Source organism: Streptomyces bacillaris (assembly GCF_003268675.1).
Lineage (GTDB): Bacteria > Actinomycetota > Actinomycetes > Streptomycetales > Streptomycetaceae > Streptomyces > Streptomyces bacillaris.
In genome coordinates this window covers 7,580,126-7,595,532 of sequence record NZ_CP029378.1, presented here as the reverse complement: position 1 = coordinate 7,595,532, position 15,407 = coordinate 7,580,126, and the positions used below count along the sequence as shown (strand labels likewise).

Annotated in this window: 15 protein-coding genes and 1 pseudogene; 9 read left to right on the top strand and 7 right to left on the bottom strand. The window is 72.6% G+C overall.

All coding sequences use genetic code 11. The annotated features are described in order from the left end of the window. The first annotated feature begins 20 nt into the window (after positions 1 to 20). Positions 21 to 936: pseudogene (locus tag DJ476_RS33125) on the top strand (cation diffusion facilitator family transporter). Between the two features lie 112 nt (positions 937 to 1,048). After that, the gene (locus DJ476_RS33120; protein WP_070203003.1) at positions 1,049 to 1,873 is read left to right on the top strand and encodes a glyoxalase/bleomycin resistance/extradiol dioxygenase family protein; all 825 of its coding nucleotides are present in this window, start codon (positions 1,049 to 1,051) and stop codon (positions 1,871 to 1,873) included. Between the two features lie 5 nt (positions 1,874 to 1,878). Here the strand turns inward: DJ476_RS33120 and DJ476_RS33115 are convergent, their stop codons facing one another. Further along, positions 1,879 to 2,388 (bottom strand): DUF6328 family protein, encoded by a 510-nt coding sequence (locus DJ476_RS33115; RefSeq protein WP_103416988.1) that lies wholly within the window; start codon positions 2,386 to 2,388, stop codon positions 1,879 to 1,881. Positions 2,389 to 2,613: 225 nt separating this feature from the next. Here DJ476_RS33115 and DJ476_RS33110 point away from each other — a divergent pair, with 225 nt between their 5' ends. After that, complete coding sequence (locus tag DJ476_RS33110) at positions 2,614 to 2,994, top strand: VOC family protein (protein WP_103416987.1); 381 nt, start codon at positions 2,614 to 2,616, stop codon at positions 2,992 to 2,994. Between the two features lie 7 nt (positions 2,995 to 3,001). On the opposite strand, the gene DJ476_RS33105 is transcribed toward DJ476_RS33110, so the two are convergent. After that, entirely contained in the window at positions 3,002 to 3,496 is a 495-nt protein-coding gene (locus DJ476_RS33105; RefSeq protein ID WP_103416986.1) for a GNAT family N-acetyltransferase, read from the bottom strand. Positions 3,497 to 3,695: 199 nt separating this feature from the next. Here DJ476_RS33105 and DJ476_RS33100 point away from each other — a divergent pair, with 199 nt between their 5' ends. Then, positions 3,696 to 4,277 (top strand): hypothetical protein, encoded by a 582-nt coding sequence (locus DJ476_RS33100; protein ID WP_103416985.1) that lies wholly within the window; start codon positions 3,696 to 3,698, stop codon positions 4,275 to 4,277. Then, positions 4,274 to 4,879, top strand: coding sequence for a hypothetical protein (locus tag DJ476_RS33095; RefSeq protein ID WP_103416984.1), 606 nt, complete (start codon positions 4,274 to 4,276; stop codon positions 4,877 to 4,879). The genes DJ476_RS33100 and DJ476_RS33095 overlap by 4 nt, the downstream gene beginning before the upstream one ends. An 83-nt stretch (positions 4,880 to 4,962) precedes the next feature. On the opposite strand, the gene DJ476_RS33090 is transcribed toward DJ476_RS33095, so the two are convergent. The 3 genes from DJ476_RS33090 to DJ476_RS33080 all read right to left on the bottom strand — a co-directional run bounded on the left by DJ476_RS33090 (position 4,963) and on the right by DJ476_RS33080 (position 6,634). Beyond that, positions 4,963 to 5,142 (bottom strand): hypothetical protein, encoded by a 180-nt coding sequence (locus DJ476_RS33090; RefSeq protein WP_103416983.1) that lies wholly within the window; start codon positions 5,140 to 5,142, stop codon positions 4,963 to 4,965. Positions 5,143 to 5,207: 65 nt separating this feature from the next. After that, positions 5,208 to 6,056 (bottom strand): tyrosine-protein phosphatase, encoded by an 849-nt coding sequence (locus DJ476_RS33085; protein WP_112492240.1) that lies wholly within the window; start codon positions 6,054 to 6,056, stop codon positions 5,208 to 5,210. A 53-nt stretch (positions 6,057 to 6,109) separates the two neighbouring features. Continuing rightward, the gene (locus tag DJ476_RS33080) at positions 6,110 to 6,634 is read right to left on the bottom strand and encodes an SHOCT domain-containing protein (RefSeq protein WP_112492239.1); all 525 of its coding nucleotides are present in this window, start codon (positions 6,632 to 6,634) and stop codon (positions 6,110 to 6,112) included. A gap of 309 nt (positions 6,635 to 6,943) precedes the next feature. Between DJ476_RS33080 and DJ476_RS33075 the strand changes: the two genes are divergently transcribed. The 3 genes from DJ476_RS33075 to meaB are packed head-to-tail and all read left to right on the top strand — an operon-like array spanning position 6,944 to position 12,045. After that, positions 6,944 to 8,806 (top strand): methylmalonyl-CoA mutase family protein, encoded by a 1,863-nt coding sequence (locus DJ476_RS33075; RefSeq protein WP_103416980.1) that lies wholly within the window; start codon positions 6,944 to 6,946, stop codon positions 8,804 to 8,806. Continuing rightward, positions 8,806 to 11,037: a methylmalonyl-CoA mutase gene (gene scpA / locus DJ476_RS33070; RefSeq protein ID WP_019762086.1), complete on the top strand. Its 2,232-nt coding sequence runs from the start codon at positions 8,806 to 8,808 to the stop codon at positions 11,035 to 11,037. Before DJ476_RS33075 ends, scpA begins: the two co-directional genes overlap by 1 nt. Before the next feature lie 12 nt (positions 11,038 to 11,049). Beyond that, positions 11,050 to 12,045, top strand: a complete 996-nt coding sequence (gene meaB / locus DJ476_RS33065; protein ID WP_112492238.1) for a methylmalonyl Co-A mutase-associated GTPase MeaB — start codon at positions 11,050 to 11,052, stop codon at positions 12,043 to 12,045. 99 nt (positions 12,046 to 12,144) lie between these two features. On the opposite strand, the gene DJ476_RS33060 is transcribed toward meaB, so the two are convergent. Further along, entirely contained in the window at positions 12,145 to 12,936 is a 792-nt protein-coding gene (locus DJ476_RS33060) for an ABC transporter ATP-binding protein (protein WP_019762083.1), read from the bottom strand. A 147-nt stretch (positions 12,937 to 13,083) separates the two neighbouring features. Between DJ476_RS33060 and DJ476_RS33055 the strand changes: the two genes are divergently transcribed. Continuing rightward, a complete protein-coding gene (locus DJ476_RS33055; RefSeq protein ID WP_181006437.1) occupies positions 13,084 to 14,097 on the top strand; it encodes an ABC transporter substrate-binding protein in 1,014 nt (337 codons plus the stop codon). Between the two features lie 62 nt (positions 14,098 to 14,159). Here the strand turns inward: DJ476_RS33055 and DJ476_RS33050 are convergent, their stop codons facing one another. Further along, positions 14,160 to 15,377: an amidohydrolase gene (locus DJ476_RS33050; protein WP_112492237.1), complete on the bottom strand. Its 1,218-nt coding sequence runs from the start codon at positions 15,375 to 15,377 to the stop codon at positions 14,160 to 14,162. Positions 15,378 to 15,407: the final 30 nt, after the last annotated feature.

The following is a 15,407-nucleotide window of genomic DNA, read 5'->3' as shown; positions in this document are numbered from 1 at the left end:
CCTCGTCACCAGAGGTGGTGATGAGCCGGTCGGCCGCCGACCGACAGACCCGTTTCACCGTCCTGGTCGCGCTCGCGGCCAACCTGGTGATCGCGGCAGCCAAGACCGCGGGCGGGCTGATCTCCGGCTCGCCCGCGCTGTTGTCGGAGGCGGCCCACTCGGTCGCCGACAGCCTCAACGAGATCTTCCTGCTCGCCGCGCTCCGGCGCAGCCGCCGCCCCGCCGACGCCCATCACCCGTTCGGCTACGGCAAGGAGCGGTACTTCTGGGCGCTCCTGGCCGCCGTCGGCATCTTCGTGATGGGCGGCTGCTTCTCGTTCCACCAGGGGCTCCACGCCCTCCGGCGCGACGACGACGAGTCCCCCAGCGGCTACACCGCCGGGCTGATCGTGCTCGGTGTCGCCCTGGTCGCCGAGAGCACCTCGCTGGCCCGGGCCCTGCACCAGGCGCGCGGCAAGAAGGGCGCGGCCATCGACCCGGCGCTGCGGACGGTCATCGCGGAGGACAGCACGGCGGTGCTCGGTGTCAGCCTGGCCATCGCCGGGATGTCCCTGCACCTGGCCACCGGCAGCGTGGTCTGGGAGGCCGCCGCCTCCCTGGGCATCGGGCTGCTCCTCGTGTACGTCGCCTTCCGGCTCGGCCGCAACGCCCGGTACCAGTTGATCGGGGAATCCGTCGATCCCGAACTCCACCGCGAACTGGTCGGCTTCCCCATGCGCCAGCGCGAGATCGACAACGTGGCCGAACTCCTCACCGTGCGACTGGGCATGCACTCCGTGCTGGTGGCGGCCCGCATCGACCTGGCTCCCGGTATCGGACAGCGAGCGGGTGGAGGAGGTCTCCATGCGCATCCGGCACGCGATGTGCGAGCGGTGGCCGCAGGCGGACCAGGTCTTCCTGGACATCACGAACGCCCCGCCGCGCATCGGACTGTGAGCGCGGCCCTCGTGCGGCCCCGCGTTGCGCCGCCGCACGGACCGTCCGAGGGTGGGTGCTGGACCACGGCGGCCGCACCTCGCGCCGCACCCCCGTGAGAAGGCAGTGGACCATGACCGGAAGCGATCCCCGTACGGCCCCCTCGACGGCGCCCCTGACCGGCCCGGCCGCGCCGTGCTGGGTGACCCTGATGACCCGGGACCTCCAGGCCGCCCAGCGGTTCTACTCCGGGGTGCTGGGGTGGACGTTCCGCCCGGGGAAGATCGGCGCGGAGTTCTCCGTGGCCCGCCGCGGCGACATCCCGGTCGCGGGCATCTTCGCCGTCTCCACCGCGTACCAGGTCGCGGTGGCGTGGACGCCGTACTTCGCGGTGGCGGACGCGGATGTGGCCGCCGCCCGGGTCCGGGAGCGCAGCGGGACGGTGGCGGTGGGGCCGCTGACGCTCGGCAAGGGGCGCGGCGTCCTGGCCTCGGACCGGGACGGCGCCTCGTTCGGCCTCTGGGAGCGCACGGAACCGGCCACTTCGCCGCCGGCCCCCGACGACCACGCCCACACCTGGCTGCGGCTGCGGACCCGCAACGCGTTCGACGCGGCGATCTTCTACGGCGAGGTGCTCGACTGGGCCAGCGGCCGCCCCGGGTGCTGCGACGTCGCGTACGAGGGCGACGAGGTCATCGTGCGGTGCGAGGGACGCCCGCTGGCCCGGATCAGCTCCGGGGCGGTGGAGACCGCCGTGGACCCGCTGGTGCGCCCGCACTGGCAGGTGCAGTTCCCGGTGGCCGACGTCCCCGTGACGGTGGCCGAGGCCGTACGGAAGGGCGGCACCCTGGTGGAGGAGCGGACCGTCGTGGGCGGCAGCGAGGCCACCCTGCGGGACCCCGACGGCGCGCTGTTCACGGTGACGGACGTGCGGGGCCCGGTGGAGGCGCCGGGCTGAGCCGCTCATTCCTCGGACGGCACGTCCTCGCGCGGTCCCGAGCGGTTGCGGGCCAGCGCCCAGACGGGGAAGACGATCCAGCAGGCCAGGAACCACAGCGCGATGCCGCCGACCAGCCAGAGGGCGAACGTGTTGTGGAGCGCGACGCGCATGATCAGCAGCAGGGTCGAGCACATCGTGAAGAACAGCAGCACCAGCCCCACCATGGTCATGCGGGAGGCCCAGATGACGGTCTGAGGCTTCAGCCGCCGGCCGGTGAGCAGCCGGTGGTAAGTGACGGGGCCGATGAGGGCGGCGACGGTCGCGGAGCCGAGCACCACCGTGGTGACGTAGATGTCCCGGTCCACCTCGGACAGTTCGGCGAACCTGGGCTGGAACACCACGGCGAGGAGGAACCCGAAGAGGATCTGCACCCCGGTCTGGGCGACGCGCAACTCCTGGAGCAGTTCGGTCCACTGCCGGTCCGCCCGCTCCTCCTGGGTCTCCTCGCGGCCTCTGCCGTTGGTGGTTGACACGGGCACCCTCCTCGTCTCGACGCGACCGGGGGCACTGACACACCCGTTCGATCCGCGTCTACAGGTTCCCCGGCCCCGCAGGCTCAATCCCGCCGGTGAGGCCCACGGTCGGCTCGACCGCACCGGACCGGTCGCCTAGGATCGCGCCTACGGCATCGCGCGCCGGTCACCGTCCGGGTGAGGCGTGGAGGTAGCCCGTGAGATGCCCGTTGGAGGCATTCCACCGTGTCGGTCGAGTTGAATCACACCATCATTCATTCCCGCGACAACCGCGAGTCCGCGGAGTTCCTGGCGGAGCTGCTGGGCCTGGAAGCCGGACCGGAGTGGGGCCCGTTCGTCCCCGTCGTCCTGGCGAACGGAGTCACCCTGGACTTCGCGACGGTCCCCGAGGAGTCGATCACCCCGCAGCACTACGCCTTCCTGATCTCGGAGGCGGAGTTCGACGCCGCGTTCGCCCGGATCCAGGAGATGGGGATCGCGTACTACGCCGATCCGCACCTCAAGCACCCGGGCGAGATCAACCACAACGACGGCGGCCGGGGCGTCTACTTCCCCGACCCCAGCGGCCACGGCATGGAGCTGATCACCCGCCCCTACGGCGGCTGAGCGGCCTTCACGCGCCGAGGGGCAGCAGAAACTCCGGGCGGTCCCACAGGACCGCCGGCGGGTTGGCACGGACGGTGCCGGTGGGCTCGGCGCCCACGCTGCGGTAGAAGCCCTCGGCGGGCGGGTGGGCCACGATCCGGATCCCGGTGAGGCCCGCCCGCCCCGCCTCCTCGCGCAGATGGCCGATGAGCAGCCGGCCGATGCCGAGCCCCTGCGCCTCGTCGGCGACGAACATCAGGTCCAGCTCCGGCGGCTGGAGGGTCAGCGCGTAGAAGCCGAGGACCCGGTCGTCGTCGCGGTCGGCGGCGACGAAGACCCGGTGCGCCTCGATGTAGTCGGGGCCGACCCGGTATCCGGCGACCATCGGGGCGTACGGGCCCTCGTAGGCGCGTGACGTCCGGACCAGCCGGGTGAGCCGGCGGGCGTCACCCGCCGTGGCCCGGCGGACCAGGGGCACGGCGCGGTGCGGGCCGCGCACCGACCTCGTAATGGCTGATGTCATACGTCGAGTATTACGTACGTCGACGTCTGCACGGTACACGGAGCGTTCGGCCGCCCTCGGCCGCATGAACGGCTGTTCGGGGGTACACGGACCCCTGCACGTCGCCCGGTGGCCACTCCGCCGGGCCGGACCGAGAGGGGTTGACCACTGTGCGACACCACAGCCGCGTACCGGCCGACGAGCGGTGGGGGCGGTAGCCGTGACAACAGCGATCATCGTCATCGCCGTGGCGCTCGTCGCGGCCGCCGCCGTCTACTTCTTCCTCGTCCGCGGGGGCGCCGCCGGCGGCCGGGGGCTGCGCGGCCGCTTCGGCCCCGAGTACGACCGGGTGGTCGCCCGGCACAACGGCGACACCAAGGCGGCCGAGCACGAGCTGGGCGAGCGGGTGCGGCGCCACGGGGACCTGGAGAAGCGGCCGCTGACGGAGGCGGCCCGCGCGGAGTACACCGCCCGCTGGGCCCGTACGCAGGAGCAGTTCGTCGAGTCGCCGCAGCAGGCGGTGGCAGAGGCCGACGCGCTGCTGGCCGACCTCGCCCGGGACCGGGGCTTCCCGGCCGGTGAGAGCTTCGAGGAGCGCGCCGACGCGCTCTCGGTCCACCACGCCCGCCATGTCGAGGGCTACCGCCGGGTGCACTCCGCGTGCGACGGCGGCACCGGCACCGAGGAGATGCGCGAGGCCTTCGTCGAGGCGCGCGGGCTCTTCGACGCACTCCTCGCGGACGGCCCGGCGCCGCGCGGCCACGACAACCGACAGCTCACGAAGGGACGCGGCACATCATGACGCAGACTCCGAACACCGGCGGCACCCCCGGCGACGCGCCGAACCGGGCCACCCCCTCGACCGGCGCCGAGCGCGTCCCGCCCGTGGCGCCTCCGCCCGGGAACGCGCCCGCCACCCCCGTACCGCCGACGGCCGCCAAGCCGTCCGGTCCCCCGCCGACGGCCGATCAGGCGGGCCCCGACCGGACGTCGGTCGACCGGACGCACACGGACCCGGCCCGGGCCGTCCCCGCCCGCCCGGACGAGACCCCGGAGGCCTCCCGTACAGCGGCTTCGACGGCCCCCCGCACGACGGCCTCCCCCGGCCGCACGGAGACACCCGCGCACAGCGGCCGTCCGCTCTTCGCCGCCGAGCAGCGGGAGAAGTTCGACGCGCGCATCCACCAGGCGGTGGCCGGCTTCGTGGAGAACCCGCGCCAGGCGGTGCAGGAGGCCGACGCGGCCTTCGACGACGTCGTCGCCGGGCTCACGGAGGCCCTGGCCGAGCGGTCCCGGCTGCTGCGCGCCGACCGGGACGGCGGGCGGTCCGAGGCTGGGACGGAGGATCTGCGGATCGCCCTCCAGCAGTACCGCGATCTCACGGAGCGGCTGGTCCGTCTCTGAGCGGCGCACACGCCGTTCACGCGGGTGCGGGGCCGGTCCGACCGATACGTATCGGTCGGACCGGCCCCGCACCATGTGGTGGGTCAGTGGCTCGCACCGCTCTCCTCCGGGTGGGTCGAGGAGTGCGGGGTGGCGGGCTGGTCGGTGCTGGGCCCGGGGGTGGGTTCCGGGTCCGGGCCCGCCACCCTGCCCACCCCGAAGGCGATGGCGAAGACGGCGGCGACCGCGGCGGCGAAGGCCGCGATCCTCAGTCCGGTGTTCATGGCTCTCTCCCGGCGGACGACAGCGGTTTCCGACACCGCCAATATACCCCCTAGGGGTATCAAAGTCACACCGGAGCGTCGGACCGGGCCCTCTCCGCACGGCGATCGGCCGACCGCCGGCCACCGATCACCAGCCCCTCGCGCAGCCGGTCCAGTACCGCTTCGGGGAGGCGCAGCCCGGTCCGTACATAGCCGTCGAGCCCGCCCCACCGCTCGTCCATCGCGTCGAGCGCCACATCCAGATAGCGGGGGCGCACCTCGACGATGGCCGCCGCGACGGCCGGGTCGCCGCCGCCGTCCAGGAACTTCTGGACGTAGGGCGCGAAGGCGGCGCGTACGGCGGGGTTCACGGCCAGGAAGTCCGCGCGCACGGTCTCCCGGGAGGCCCCCAGGATCATCAGCAGGACGGCCGCCGCCCAGCCGGTGCGGTCCTTGCCCGCCGTGCAGTGGAAGAGCACCGGGCGGGCGGCGGGGTCGGCGACGGTCTCCAGGAAGGCCCGGTAGGCGGCGGCAGCGCCCGGCGAGAGCACCATCTTGCGGTAGGTCTCCGCGAACAGCTCCTCGGCCCGGCCGCCGCCCAGCGCGCGGTCCGCCTCGTCCGGGTCGGCCAGCAGCGCCTTGAGCCGGGCCGGGGCCACGCCCGGGTGGTCACCGAGGACGTCGGCCACGAAGAGCCTGGCGCGGGCCGGGAGCCGGTCGGGGGCCCACCGGCGTTCGTCGGCGGTGCGCAGGTCGACGACCGTACGGATGCCGAGCGCGGCCACCGCCCGGTCGTGGTCGGGCGCCAGCTCGCTCAGCTGCCCCGAGCGGAACAGGACCCCCTGCCGCACCCGGCGGTCCCGGCCCAGGGCGATACCCCCCAGGTCACGCAGGTTGACGACGGTGGCGGCCGGAACGGTCCGGGCGGTCTCCACGATGCACTGCCTCTTTCCCTGATGAGAACACCCAGGACCCCACCGGTCCCGGCTCAGTCCGCCAGCAGCTTCGCCTTCTGCTCCGCGAACTCGGCGTCCGTGAGCACGTCCCGCCGCCACAGCTCCGCGAGCCGCTCCAGCCGGGTGATGATGTCGTCCCCCTCCGGGGCCTCGTCCGCGTCCGATACGGCCGCCGCGCCGAAGCGCTCGTGGGCGACGAAGGCACCGCCCGCCTCCCGGAAGGTCCGGGCGAGCTGCGAGGTCCACAGGTCCTCCCGGACGACGAGGGCGACCACCTCGCCCTGCGGCACGCTCCCCTCCAGGACCTCGATGTCCCCGGCGCCCAGCTCCACAGCGGCCCCGTTCTCAGCCGGGTCGGCGGGAACCGTTCCCTCCGGGTCGAGTTCCCGCAACTCCACCGGGATCGGCGCACCCCCTTCGGCGCGGCGGACGAAGGCCAGATCGGCGGGGCGTACGGCGCCGGACGCCACGGCATCGGCGAGAACGGGCACGACGGTTCCGGTGAAACCGCTGCCGGGGAAGGCGATGACGAGGTGTTCCACAGGTCCGACGGCCACGGTCGCGTCCTCTCCGCATCCCGGCGGCCACGCGGGCTCCGGGGTGGATACGGGCATTCCAGAGATTGCAGGTATGACAGGGATTGCATAAGAAACCGGAAAACTTCCCACATAATATGCATCAACCGGTCAATTCACCCCGATGTCGAGCATCGCCGTGTTGCGGCGGGCCCGTCCCGGCCTTTTCTTGCACGCAGAGGTCGCTCCGGTAACGCGACGGTAAGTAAAGGATCAAGTGCGGACCGGAGAGGGCAAGGTCACAGCACGTGCCCCTGCTGCTCGTTCCCCGCGCTGGCCTAGCATCTGAGCATGACGGTCCAGCCTGCTGACGGGCTCTCTCCGGCCGCCGCGTTCCCCGACCCCTCCCATGACCAGTGGCAGAGCCTCGTCGAAGGCGTTCTGCGCAAGTCGGGCAAGGAAGTCTCGGGCTCGGCCGCCGAGGAAGCGCTGTCCACCACACTGGAGGACGGGCTCACCACCCGGCCTCTCTACACCGCGAACGACGTCTCTCCGGACACCGGTTTTCCCGGCTTCGCGCCCTTCACCCGGGGCAGCAGGGCCGAAGGAAACGCGGCGGGCGGCTGGGACGTACGCCAGCGCCACGCCCTGACGGACCCGGCCCGGCTCAACGAGGCGGTGCTCGGTGATCTGGAGAACGGGGTCACCTCCCTCTGGCTCACCGTCGGCGGTCCGGCCGGGGTCCCCGTGGACGCGCTCGGCCGCGCGCTGGAGGGCGTCTACCTCGACCTGGCGCCGGTCGTGCTCGACGCTCCCGCCGACCTGGACGCGGCCGCCACCGAACTGCTGCGGCTGTACGGGGAGCGGGGCGTCGCCAAGGGCGAGGCGCGGGGGACCCTGGGCGCCGACCCGCTCGGCCACGAGGCCCGGACCGGAATCGAGGCCGACCTCACCGCGGCCGTCCGCTGGGCGGAGGTCTGCGGTGCGGAGTACCCGGGGCTGCGGGCGATCGCCGTGGACGCGCTCCCGTACCACGAGGCCGGTGGCTCGGCCGCCGAGGAGCTGGGGCTCTCCCTGGCGACCGGCGTCGCCTATCTGCGGGCGCTGACCGGGGCCGGGATGGGCGTGGAGGCGGCCTGCGGGCAGCTGGAGTTCCGTTACGCGGCCACGGCCGACCAGTTCCTGACGATCGCCAAGCTGCGGGCCGCGCGCCGGCTCTGGGCGCGGGTCGCCGAGGCGTCGGGGGCGCCCGCCGCCGGGGCGCAGCGCCAGCACGCCGTGACCTCCCCGGTGATGATGACGCGCCGTGACCCGTGGGTGAACATGCTGCGCACCACGCTCGCCACGCTGGGCGCGGGGGTCGGCGGCGCGGACGCCGTCACGGTCCTGCCGTTCGACCACGCGCTGGGGCTGCCCGACGCGTTCGCCCGCAGGATCGCCCGTAACACCTCCACGATCCTGATGGAGGAGTCGCATCTGGCCCGGGTCATCGACCCGGCGGGCGGCTCCTGGTACGTGGAGCGGCTGACCGACGAACTCGCCGCAGCCGCCTGGGCGTTCTTCCAGGAGACCGAGCGCGCGGGGGGGCTGCCCGCCGCGCTGCGCTCGGGGATGGTGGCGGAGAAGCTGGCCGCCACCTGGGCCGCGCGCAGTGCGAAGCTGGCCCGTCGCAAGGAGCCGGTGACGGGGGTCAGCGAGTTCCCGCTGCCCTCCGAGCGGCCGGTGGAGCGCGATCCCGCGCCCGATCCGTACGCGGACGCCCCGGGCGGTCTGCCCCGGGTCCGGCGCGACGAGGCGTTCGAGGCGCTGCGGGCCCGCTCGGACGCGCATCTGGCCGCGACGGGCGCGCGGCCGAAGGTGTTCATCGCCGCGCTGGGTCCGGCAGCCGCGCACACCGCGCGGGTCTCGTTCGCCGTCAACCTCTTCGGGGCGGGCGGGATCGAGGCGGTGCACGAGCCGGTGTCGGTGGACGCGGAGACGGCGGCGGGTGCCTTCACCGCCTCCGGTGCGGGTGTCGCCTGTCTCTGCTCGTCGGACGCGCTGTACGCCGAGCAGGCGGCCGGGGTGGCCGGGGCGCTGAAGTCGGCGGGCGCGGCGCAGGTGTTCCTGGCCGGGCGCCCCGGCGAGTACGCCGATGTCGACGCCTACGTCTTCGCGGGCTGCGACGCGGTTGCCGTTCTCACCTCCGTACTCGATCGCATGGGAGTGGCGTGATGCAGACATCGCCCACGGAACAGAAATCCTCCGTTCCCGACTTCTCCGAGGTCGCGCTGGAGTCGCCCGCTCCCCCGGCCGCCTCCGCCTCGGCCGAGGAGTGGCAGGCTGCCGTCGCCAAGGCGGCCGACGGCGGCGAGCCGCCGCTCTGGGAGACGCCCGAGGGCATCACGGTCAAGCCGCTCTACACGGGCGAGGACCTGGAGGGCCTGGACGCGCTGCACAGCTACCCGGGCATCGCCCCGTATCTGCGCGGTCCGTACCCCACGATGTACGTGAACCAGCCCTGGACGATCCGTCAGTACGCAGGGTTCTCCACGGCCGAGGAGTCCAACGCCTTCTACCGGCGCAACCTCGCGGCCGGGCAGAAGGGCCTCTCGGTCGCCTTCGACCTGCCGACCCACCGGGGGTACGACAGCGACCACCCGCGCGTCACCGGTGACGTCGGTATGGCGGGCGTGGCGATCGACTCGATCTACGACATGCGCCAGTTGTTCGACGGCATTCCGCTGGACCGGATGTCGGTGTCGATGACGATGAACGGCGCGGTGCTCCCCGTACTGGCGCTGTACATCGTGGCCGCCGAGGAGCAGGGCGTACCGCCCGAGAAGCTGGCCGGGACCATTCAGAACGACATTCTGAAGGAGTTCATGGTCCGCAACACCTACATCTATCCGCCGACTCCGTCGATGCGGATCATCTCGGACATCTTCGCGTTCACCTCGCAGAAGATGCCGCGCTACAACTCGATCTCGATCTCGGGCTATCACATCCAGGAGGCCGGGGCGACGGCCGATCTGGAGCTGGCGTACACGCTGGCCGACGGGGTGGAGTATCTGCGCGCCGGGCAGGAAGCGGGCCTGGACGTCGACGCGTTCGCGCCGCGCCTGTCGTTCTTCTGGGCGATCGGGATGAACTTCTTCATGGAGGTCGCCAAGTTGCGGGCGGCCCGGCTGCTCTGGGCGCGCCTGGTCAAGCAGTTCGACCCGAAGAACCCCAAGTCCCTTTCACTGCGCACCCATTCGCAGACCTCGGGGTGGTCGCTGACCGCGCAGGACGTGTTCAACAACGTCACGCGTACGTGTGTGGAGGCGATGGCCGCGACGCAGGGCCACACCCAGTCGCTGCACACCAACGCACTGGACGAGGCGCTGGCGCTGCCCACCGACTTCTCGGCGCGGATCGCCCGTAACACCCAGCTCCTGCTCCAGCAGGAGTCGGGCACCTGCCGGGTGATCGACCCGTGGGGCGGCAGCGCGTACGTGGAGAAGCTGACGCGCGATCTGGCGGAGCGGGCCTGGCAGCACATCGAGGAGGTGGAGGCGGCCGGCGGGATGGCGAAGGCCATCGACGCGGGCATCCCCAAGCTCCGGGTGGAGGAGGCGGCCGCGCGGACGCAGGCGCGGATCGACTCCGGGCGGCAGCCGGTGATCGGGGTGAACAAGTACCGGGTGGAGACCGACGAGCAGATCGACGTCCTCAAGGTCGACAACTCCTCGGTGCGCGCCCAGCAGATCGAGAAGCTGCGCCGGCTGCGCGAGGAGCGCGACGAGGTGGCCTGCCAGGAGGCGCTGCGCGCGCTGACGGCCGCCGCCGAGCGCGCACCCGGCCCGGGCCTGGAGGGCAATCTGCTGGCGCTCGCGGTGGACGCGGCGCGGGCGATGGCCACGGTCGGGGAGATCTCGGACGCGCTGGAGAAGGTGTACGGGCGGCACGCCGGGCAGATCCGTACGATCTCCGGTGTGTACCGCAAAGAGGCAGGGGATTCCCCTTCGGTGGACCGGACCCGCGCGCTGGTCGACGCGTTCGAGGAGGCGGAGGGGCGCCGTCCGCGCATCCTGGTCGCCAAGATGGGCCAGGACGGCCACGACCGGGGCCAGAAGGTGATCGCCACGGCCTTCGCCGACCTGGGCTTCGACGTGGACGTCGGCCCGCTGTTCCAGACGCCGGGCGAGGTGGCGCGGCAGGCGGTGGAGGCGGACGTGCACATCGTGGGCGTCTCCTCGCTGGCGGCCGGGCACCTCACCCTGGTACCGGCGCTGCGGGAGGAGCTGGCCGCCGAGGGACGCGAGGACATCATGATCGTGGTGGGCGGGGTGATCCCGCCGCAGGACGTCGAGGCGCTGCACGAGGCGGGGGCCGCCTCGGTCTTCCCGCCGGGGACGGTGATCCCGGACGCGGCCCACGATCTGGTGACGCGGCTCGGTGCCGCGCTCGGCCACGAGCTGTGAGCCGCTGACCGGATGGCTGCCAAGATCGACATCGACAGTTATGTGCAGGGAGTGCTCGACGGGAAGCGGGCGTTCATCGCCCGCGCGATCACGCTCGTCGAGTCGACGCGGGCCGAACACCGGGTGCTGGCCCAGGAGTTGCTGAGCCGGTTGCTGCCGCACGCGGGGGCGGCCCGGCGGATCGGGATCAGCGGGGTGCCGGGCGTGGGCAAGTCCACGTTCATCGACGCGCTCGGCACGATGCTCACCGGGCTCGGCCACCGGGTGGCGGTGCTGGCCGTCGACCCGTCCTCCAGCCGTACGGGCGGCTCCATCCTGGGCGACAAGACCCGGATGGAGCGGCTCGCGGTGGACCCGGCCGCCTTCGTCCGCCCCTCCCCCACCGCCGGGACGCTGGGCGGGGTGGCGAAGGCGACCCGGGAGTCCATCGTGGTGATGGAGGCGGCGGGGTACGACGTGGTGCTCGTGGAGACGGTGGGGGTCGGGCAGTCGGAGACGGCGGTCGCCAACATGGTCGACACGTTCCTGCTGCTGACCCTGGCCCGGACCGGCGACCAGTTGCAGGGCATCAAGAAGGGTGTCCTGGAGCTGGCGGACGCCATCGCGGTGAACAAGGCGGACGGTCCGCACGAGCGCGACGCCCGGTCGGCGGCGCGTGAACTGGCGGGCGCGCTACGGCTGATGCACCCGGCGGACGCGGCCTGGACGCCTCCGGTGCTCACCTGCAGCGCGCGCGAGTCCACCGGGCTCGACACGCTGTGGGACCGGCTGGAGCAGCACCGTACAGCCCTGGAGTCCACCGGCCGGCTGGCGGCCAAGCGCCGTGACCAGCAGGTGGACTGGACCTGGTCCATGGTTCGGGACGAGCTGCTGGACAGCCTGCGCAACCACCCGGCCGTACGGAAGCTGGCACCGGAGCTCGAACAGCGCGTCCGCGAGGGCACGTTGACGGCAACGCTGGCGGCCGAGGAGATCCTGCACGTGTTCCGGGGCGACGATCCCGCCTGAGCCGTGCGGCTACGGACCGATGGGCCCCTGGACGGAGGGGCCCATCGGCGTTTTCGGGGACGCTTCCTGACGGCTTGTCGAAGGCTTTCTGACGACTTGTCAGGCAGCGACGGGAGGCACGCTCACGGTCGGCACGACGACGGGGGTGCCGTCGGAGGTGGCGGTGAGGATCTCCGCCTCGATGCCGTACAGCTCGCGGACCAGGTCGGCGTCGACGATCTCGCGGGGCGGGCCGGAGGCGACGATCCGCCCGGCGCGCATGGCGACCAGGGTGTCGGCGTAGCGGGCGGCACCGGCCAGGTCGTGGACGACCATGACGATGGTCCGCCCCTCCGCCGCGACCTCGCGCACCAGGTCCAACACTTCCACGGCGTGGCCGATATCCAGGGCGCTGGTGGGCTCGTCGAGCAGGACGATCGGGGTCTCCTGGGCGAGGGCCATGGCGAGCCAGCAGCGCTGGCGCTGGCCGCCGGAGAGCTGGTCGAGGCGGCGGTCGGCCAGGCCGGTGGTGCCGGTCGCCTCCAGGGCCCGGGTGACCGCCTCCTCGTCCTCGTGCGACCACTGCCGGAACAGCCCCTGGTGGGGGTGGCGTCCGTACCGTACGAGCCCGGCGACGGTGACGGCCTCCGGGGCCTGCGGGGCCTGGGGCAGCAGGGCGATGCGGTGGGCGGCGTCCCGCTGGCGCAGCTCCCACACATCGGCGTCCCCGGCGAACACCTTGCCCGAGCGCGGCTGGTGGAGGCGGGCCACACAGCGCAGCAGGGTCGACTTGCCGCAGCCGTTGGGCCCGACGATCGCCACCACCTGTCCGGATCCGACGGTGAGATCGACACGGTCCACGGCGGTATGACCGGCGTACCCAGCGGTGAGCTGTTCAACACGGATGTCCACGAGGACCGGCCTTTCCGAAGAAATGGGGCATCACCTTGCCTGATGCCACTAAAGTAAGGCTAACCTTAGCTCGCCGAGAGGTCGTCGGTGGCCCCGTGCTGCCTTCTGCCCTCGTCGCTTCATGTCCCGTTGATTCCGGAGCCCTTGATGAACCTGCACCGCCCCGCCCGCACCGCCTCCCGAAGAGCCGCTCAGGCCGTCGCCACGCTCGGGGCCGCCGTGCTCCTCCTGACGGCCTGCGGAGGGGGCTCCGACTCCGGCAGCAGCAGCAAGCCCGCCGCCGACAAGACCGCCGAGGCGGACTCCGGATCGGCCAAGACCCGGACCGTCAAGGACGCCACGGGCACGGCCGTGGAGATACCGGCGGAGCCGAAGCGCATCGTGACGCTCACCCAGGAGGACCTGGACGCGGTGCTGGCGCTGGACATCAAGCCGGTCGGCATCACCAACGGCCAGGGCCTGGACAAGCCGCCGGCCTACCTGGCCGACAAGGTCCAGGGCATCAACATCGTCGGCAACCTGCTCCAGCCGGTCATGGACAAGGTCGTCGCCGCCAAGCCCGACCTGATCCTCGCCGGGGACATGCAGGACGAGCAGGTCCTCAAGCAGCTCCGCCAGATCACCCCGGCCACGCTGGTGACGATGGCCCCGACCGACGACTGGAAGCTGTTCTTCCGCGGGGTCGGCAACGCCGTCAACAAGCTGGACGCGGCCAACAAGTTCATCGCCGACCACGAGGCCGCCGCCGAGGCAGCCGGTGAGAAGCTCGGGAAGAACAAGGGCGCCGAGGTCTCCATCGTCCGCTGGAACCCGGACGGCCCGAGCTGGATGGAGAACAAGCAGTTCGCCAGCGGTGTCGCGCTGGAGATGGGGCTGAAGCGGCCCAAGTCCCAGAACAAGGACGGCAACGCGCACACGCCGTCGCTGAGCCTGGAGAAGATCAACGAGATCGACGGTGACTGGCTGTTCCTGTCGACGCTGACCTCCGACGGCGCCAAGGCGCTCAAGGACGTCCAGGACAAGCCCGCCTACAAGGAGCTGGGCGCCGTCAAGAACAAGCAGGTCGTGACGGTCGACGGTTCGGTCTGGTCGACGCGCGGCGGGCCGCTGGCGGCCGACGTCGTGATGGAGGACTACATCAAGGCGCTCTCCGCCAAGTAGTCGCGACGCCGCGACACCCTGACGTCGTTCGGCCCGGCCCGGAATTCCGGGCCGGGCGGGGATCAGACGGTGGGGGCGGCTTCCGCGCCCGCCGCACCTGCCGTACGGGCCGCCGCGAGGTCCGCCGCCGTCCAGGCCATCCCCACCGCACCGTCCAGCAGGGCCTGTTCGGCCGCCGGGGAGACCGCGGCGGCGACGAACTCGAGCTCGTGCGGGCCGCAGGCCCCACCGCTGATGTCGAGGACCGGGTGGATGGACGGCACCACGTGCGAGACGTTGCCCATGTCCGTACAGGCGAAGGGCGGGCGTTCCACGGACTCGGCGCGGCCGAGCACCCGGGCGTTGGCGGTCCAGAGCCGCAGCAGCTCTGCGTCGCCCCGGAAGTCGAGGTAGTCGGGCTCCGGCTGCTCCAGGGTCACTTCGCACCCTGTGGCGAGCGCACCGGCCCGGAAGCAGTCCTCGACGCGCTGCCGCAGCTCGCGCAGGTCCTCGGCGGCCAGCGCGCGGATCTCGTAGGTGGCGGTGGCCCGCTCGGGTATCACGTTGGGCGAGGTCCCGGCCGCCGTGGTGATGCCGTGCACCCGCCACTGGGGCGGCAGTTGCTGGCGCAGCAGCCCCAGGGCGACCTGGGCGACCGTGAGCGCGTCGGCGGCGTTGCGGCCCTCGTGCGGGTTGAGGCTGGGGTGGGCGGAGCGGCCGGTGTAGGTGACGTCCAGGGTGCCGAGGGCGAACGAACGGAAGTCGGCCAGCTCGAAGGGGCAGGGGTGGACCATCATCGCGGCGTCCACGCCGTCGAACGCCCCGGCCTCCAGGAGCAGCGCCTTGCCCGCGCCGCGCTCCTCGGCGGGGGTGCCGATCACCCGGACGGTCAGGCCGAGTTCGTCCGCGTACGGGGCGAGGCCGAGGGCGGCGCCGACCCCGGCGGCGGCTATGAGGTTGTGGCCGCAGGCGTGGCCGAGGCCGGGCAGCGCGTCGTACTCGCAGGCGATGGCGACGGTGACGGGGCCCGAGCCGATGGTGGCCCGGAAGGCCGTCTCCAGGCCGTGGGCGGGCGCGGTGACCTCGAAGCCGCGCGCGGCCAGGAGCTGGGCGCAGAGCGCGGCGGAGCGGTGCTCCTCGAAGGCCGTCTCGGGGTCGGCGTGGATGCGCCGGCTGAGGGCGACCAGCGCCTCGGCGTTCTTCATGACCGTGTCCCGGACGGCCGCTTTCAGGGCGTCCAGCCGTTCGTCGGCCCTCTCGTCGGCCTGCGGCGCGGAGGGGTCGGTTCCGGCTGCGGTCATGGGTTCTCCTGGCGTTCCGGACCGTCCGGG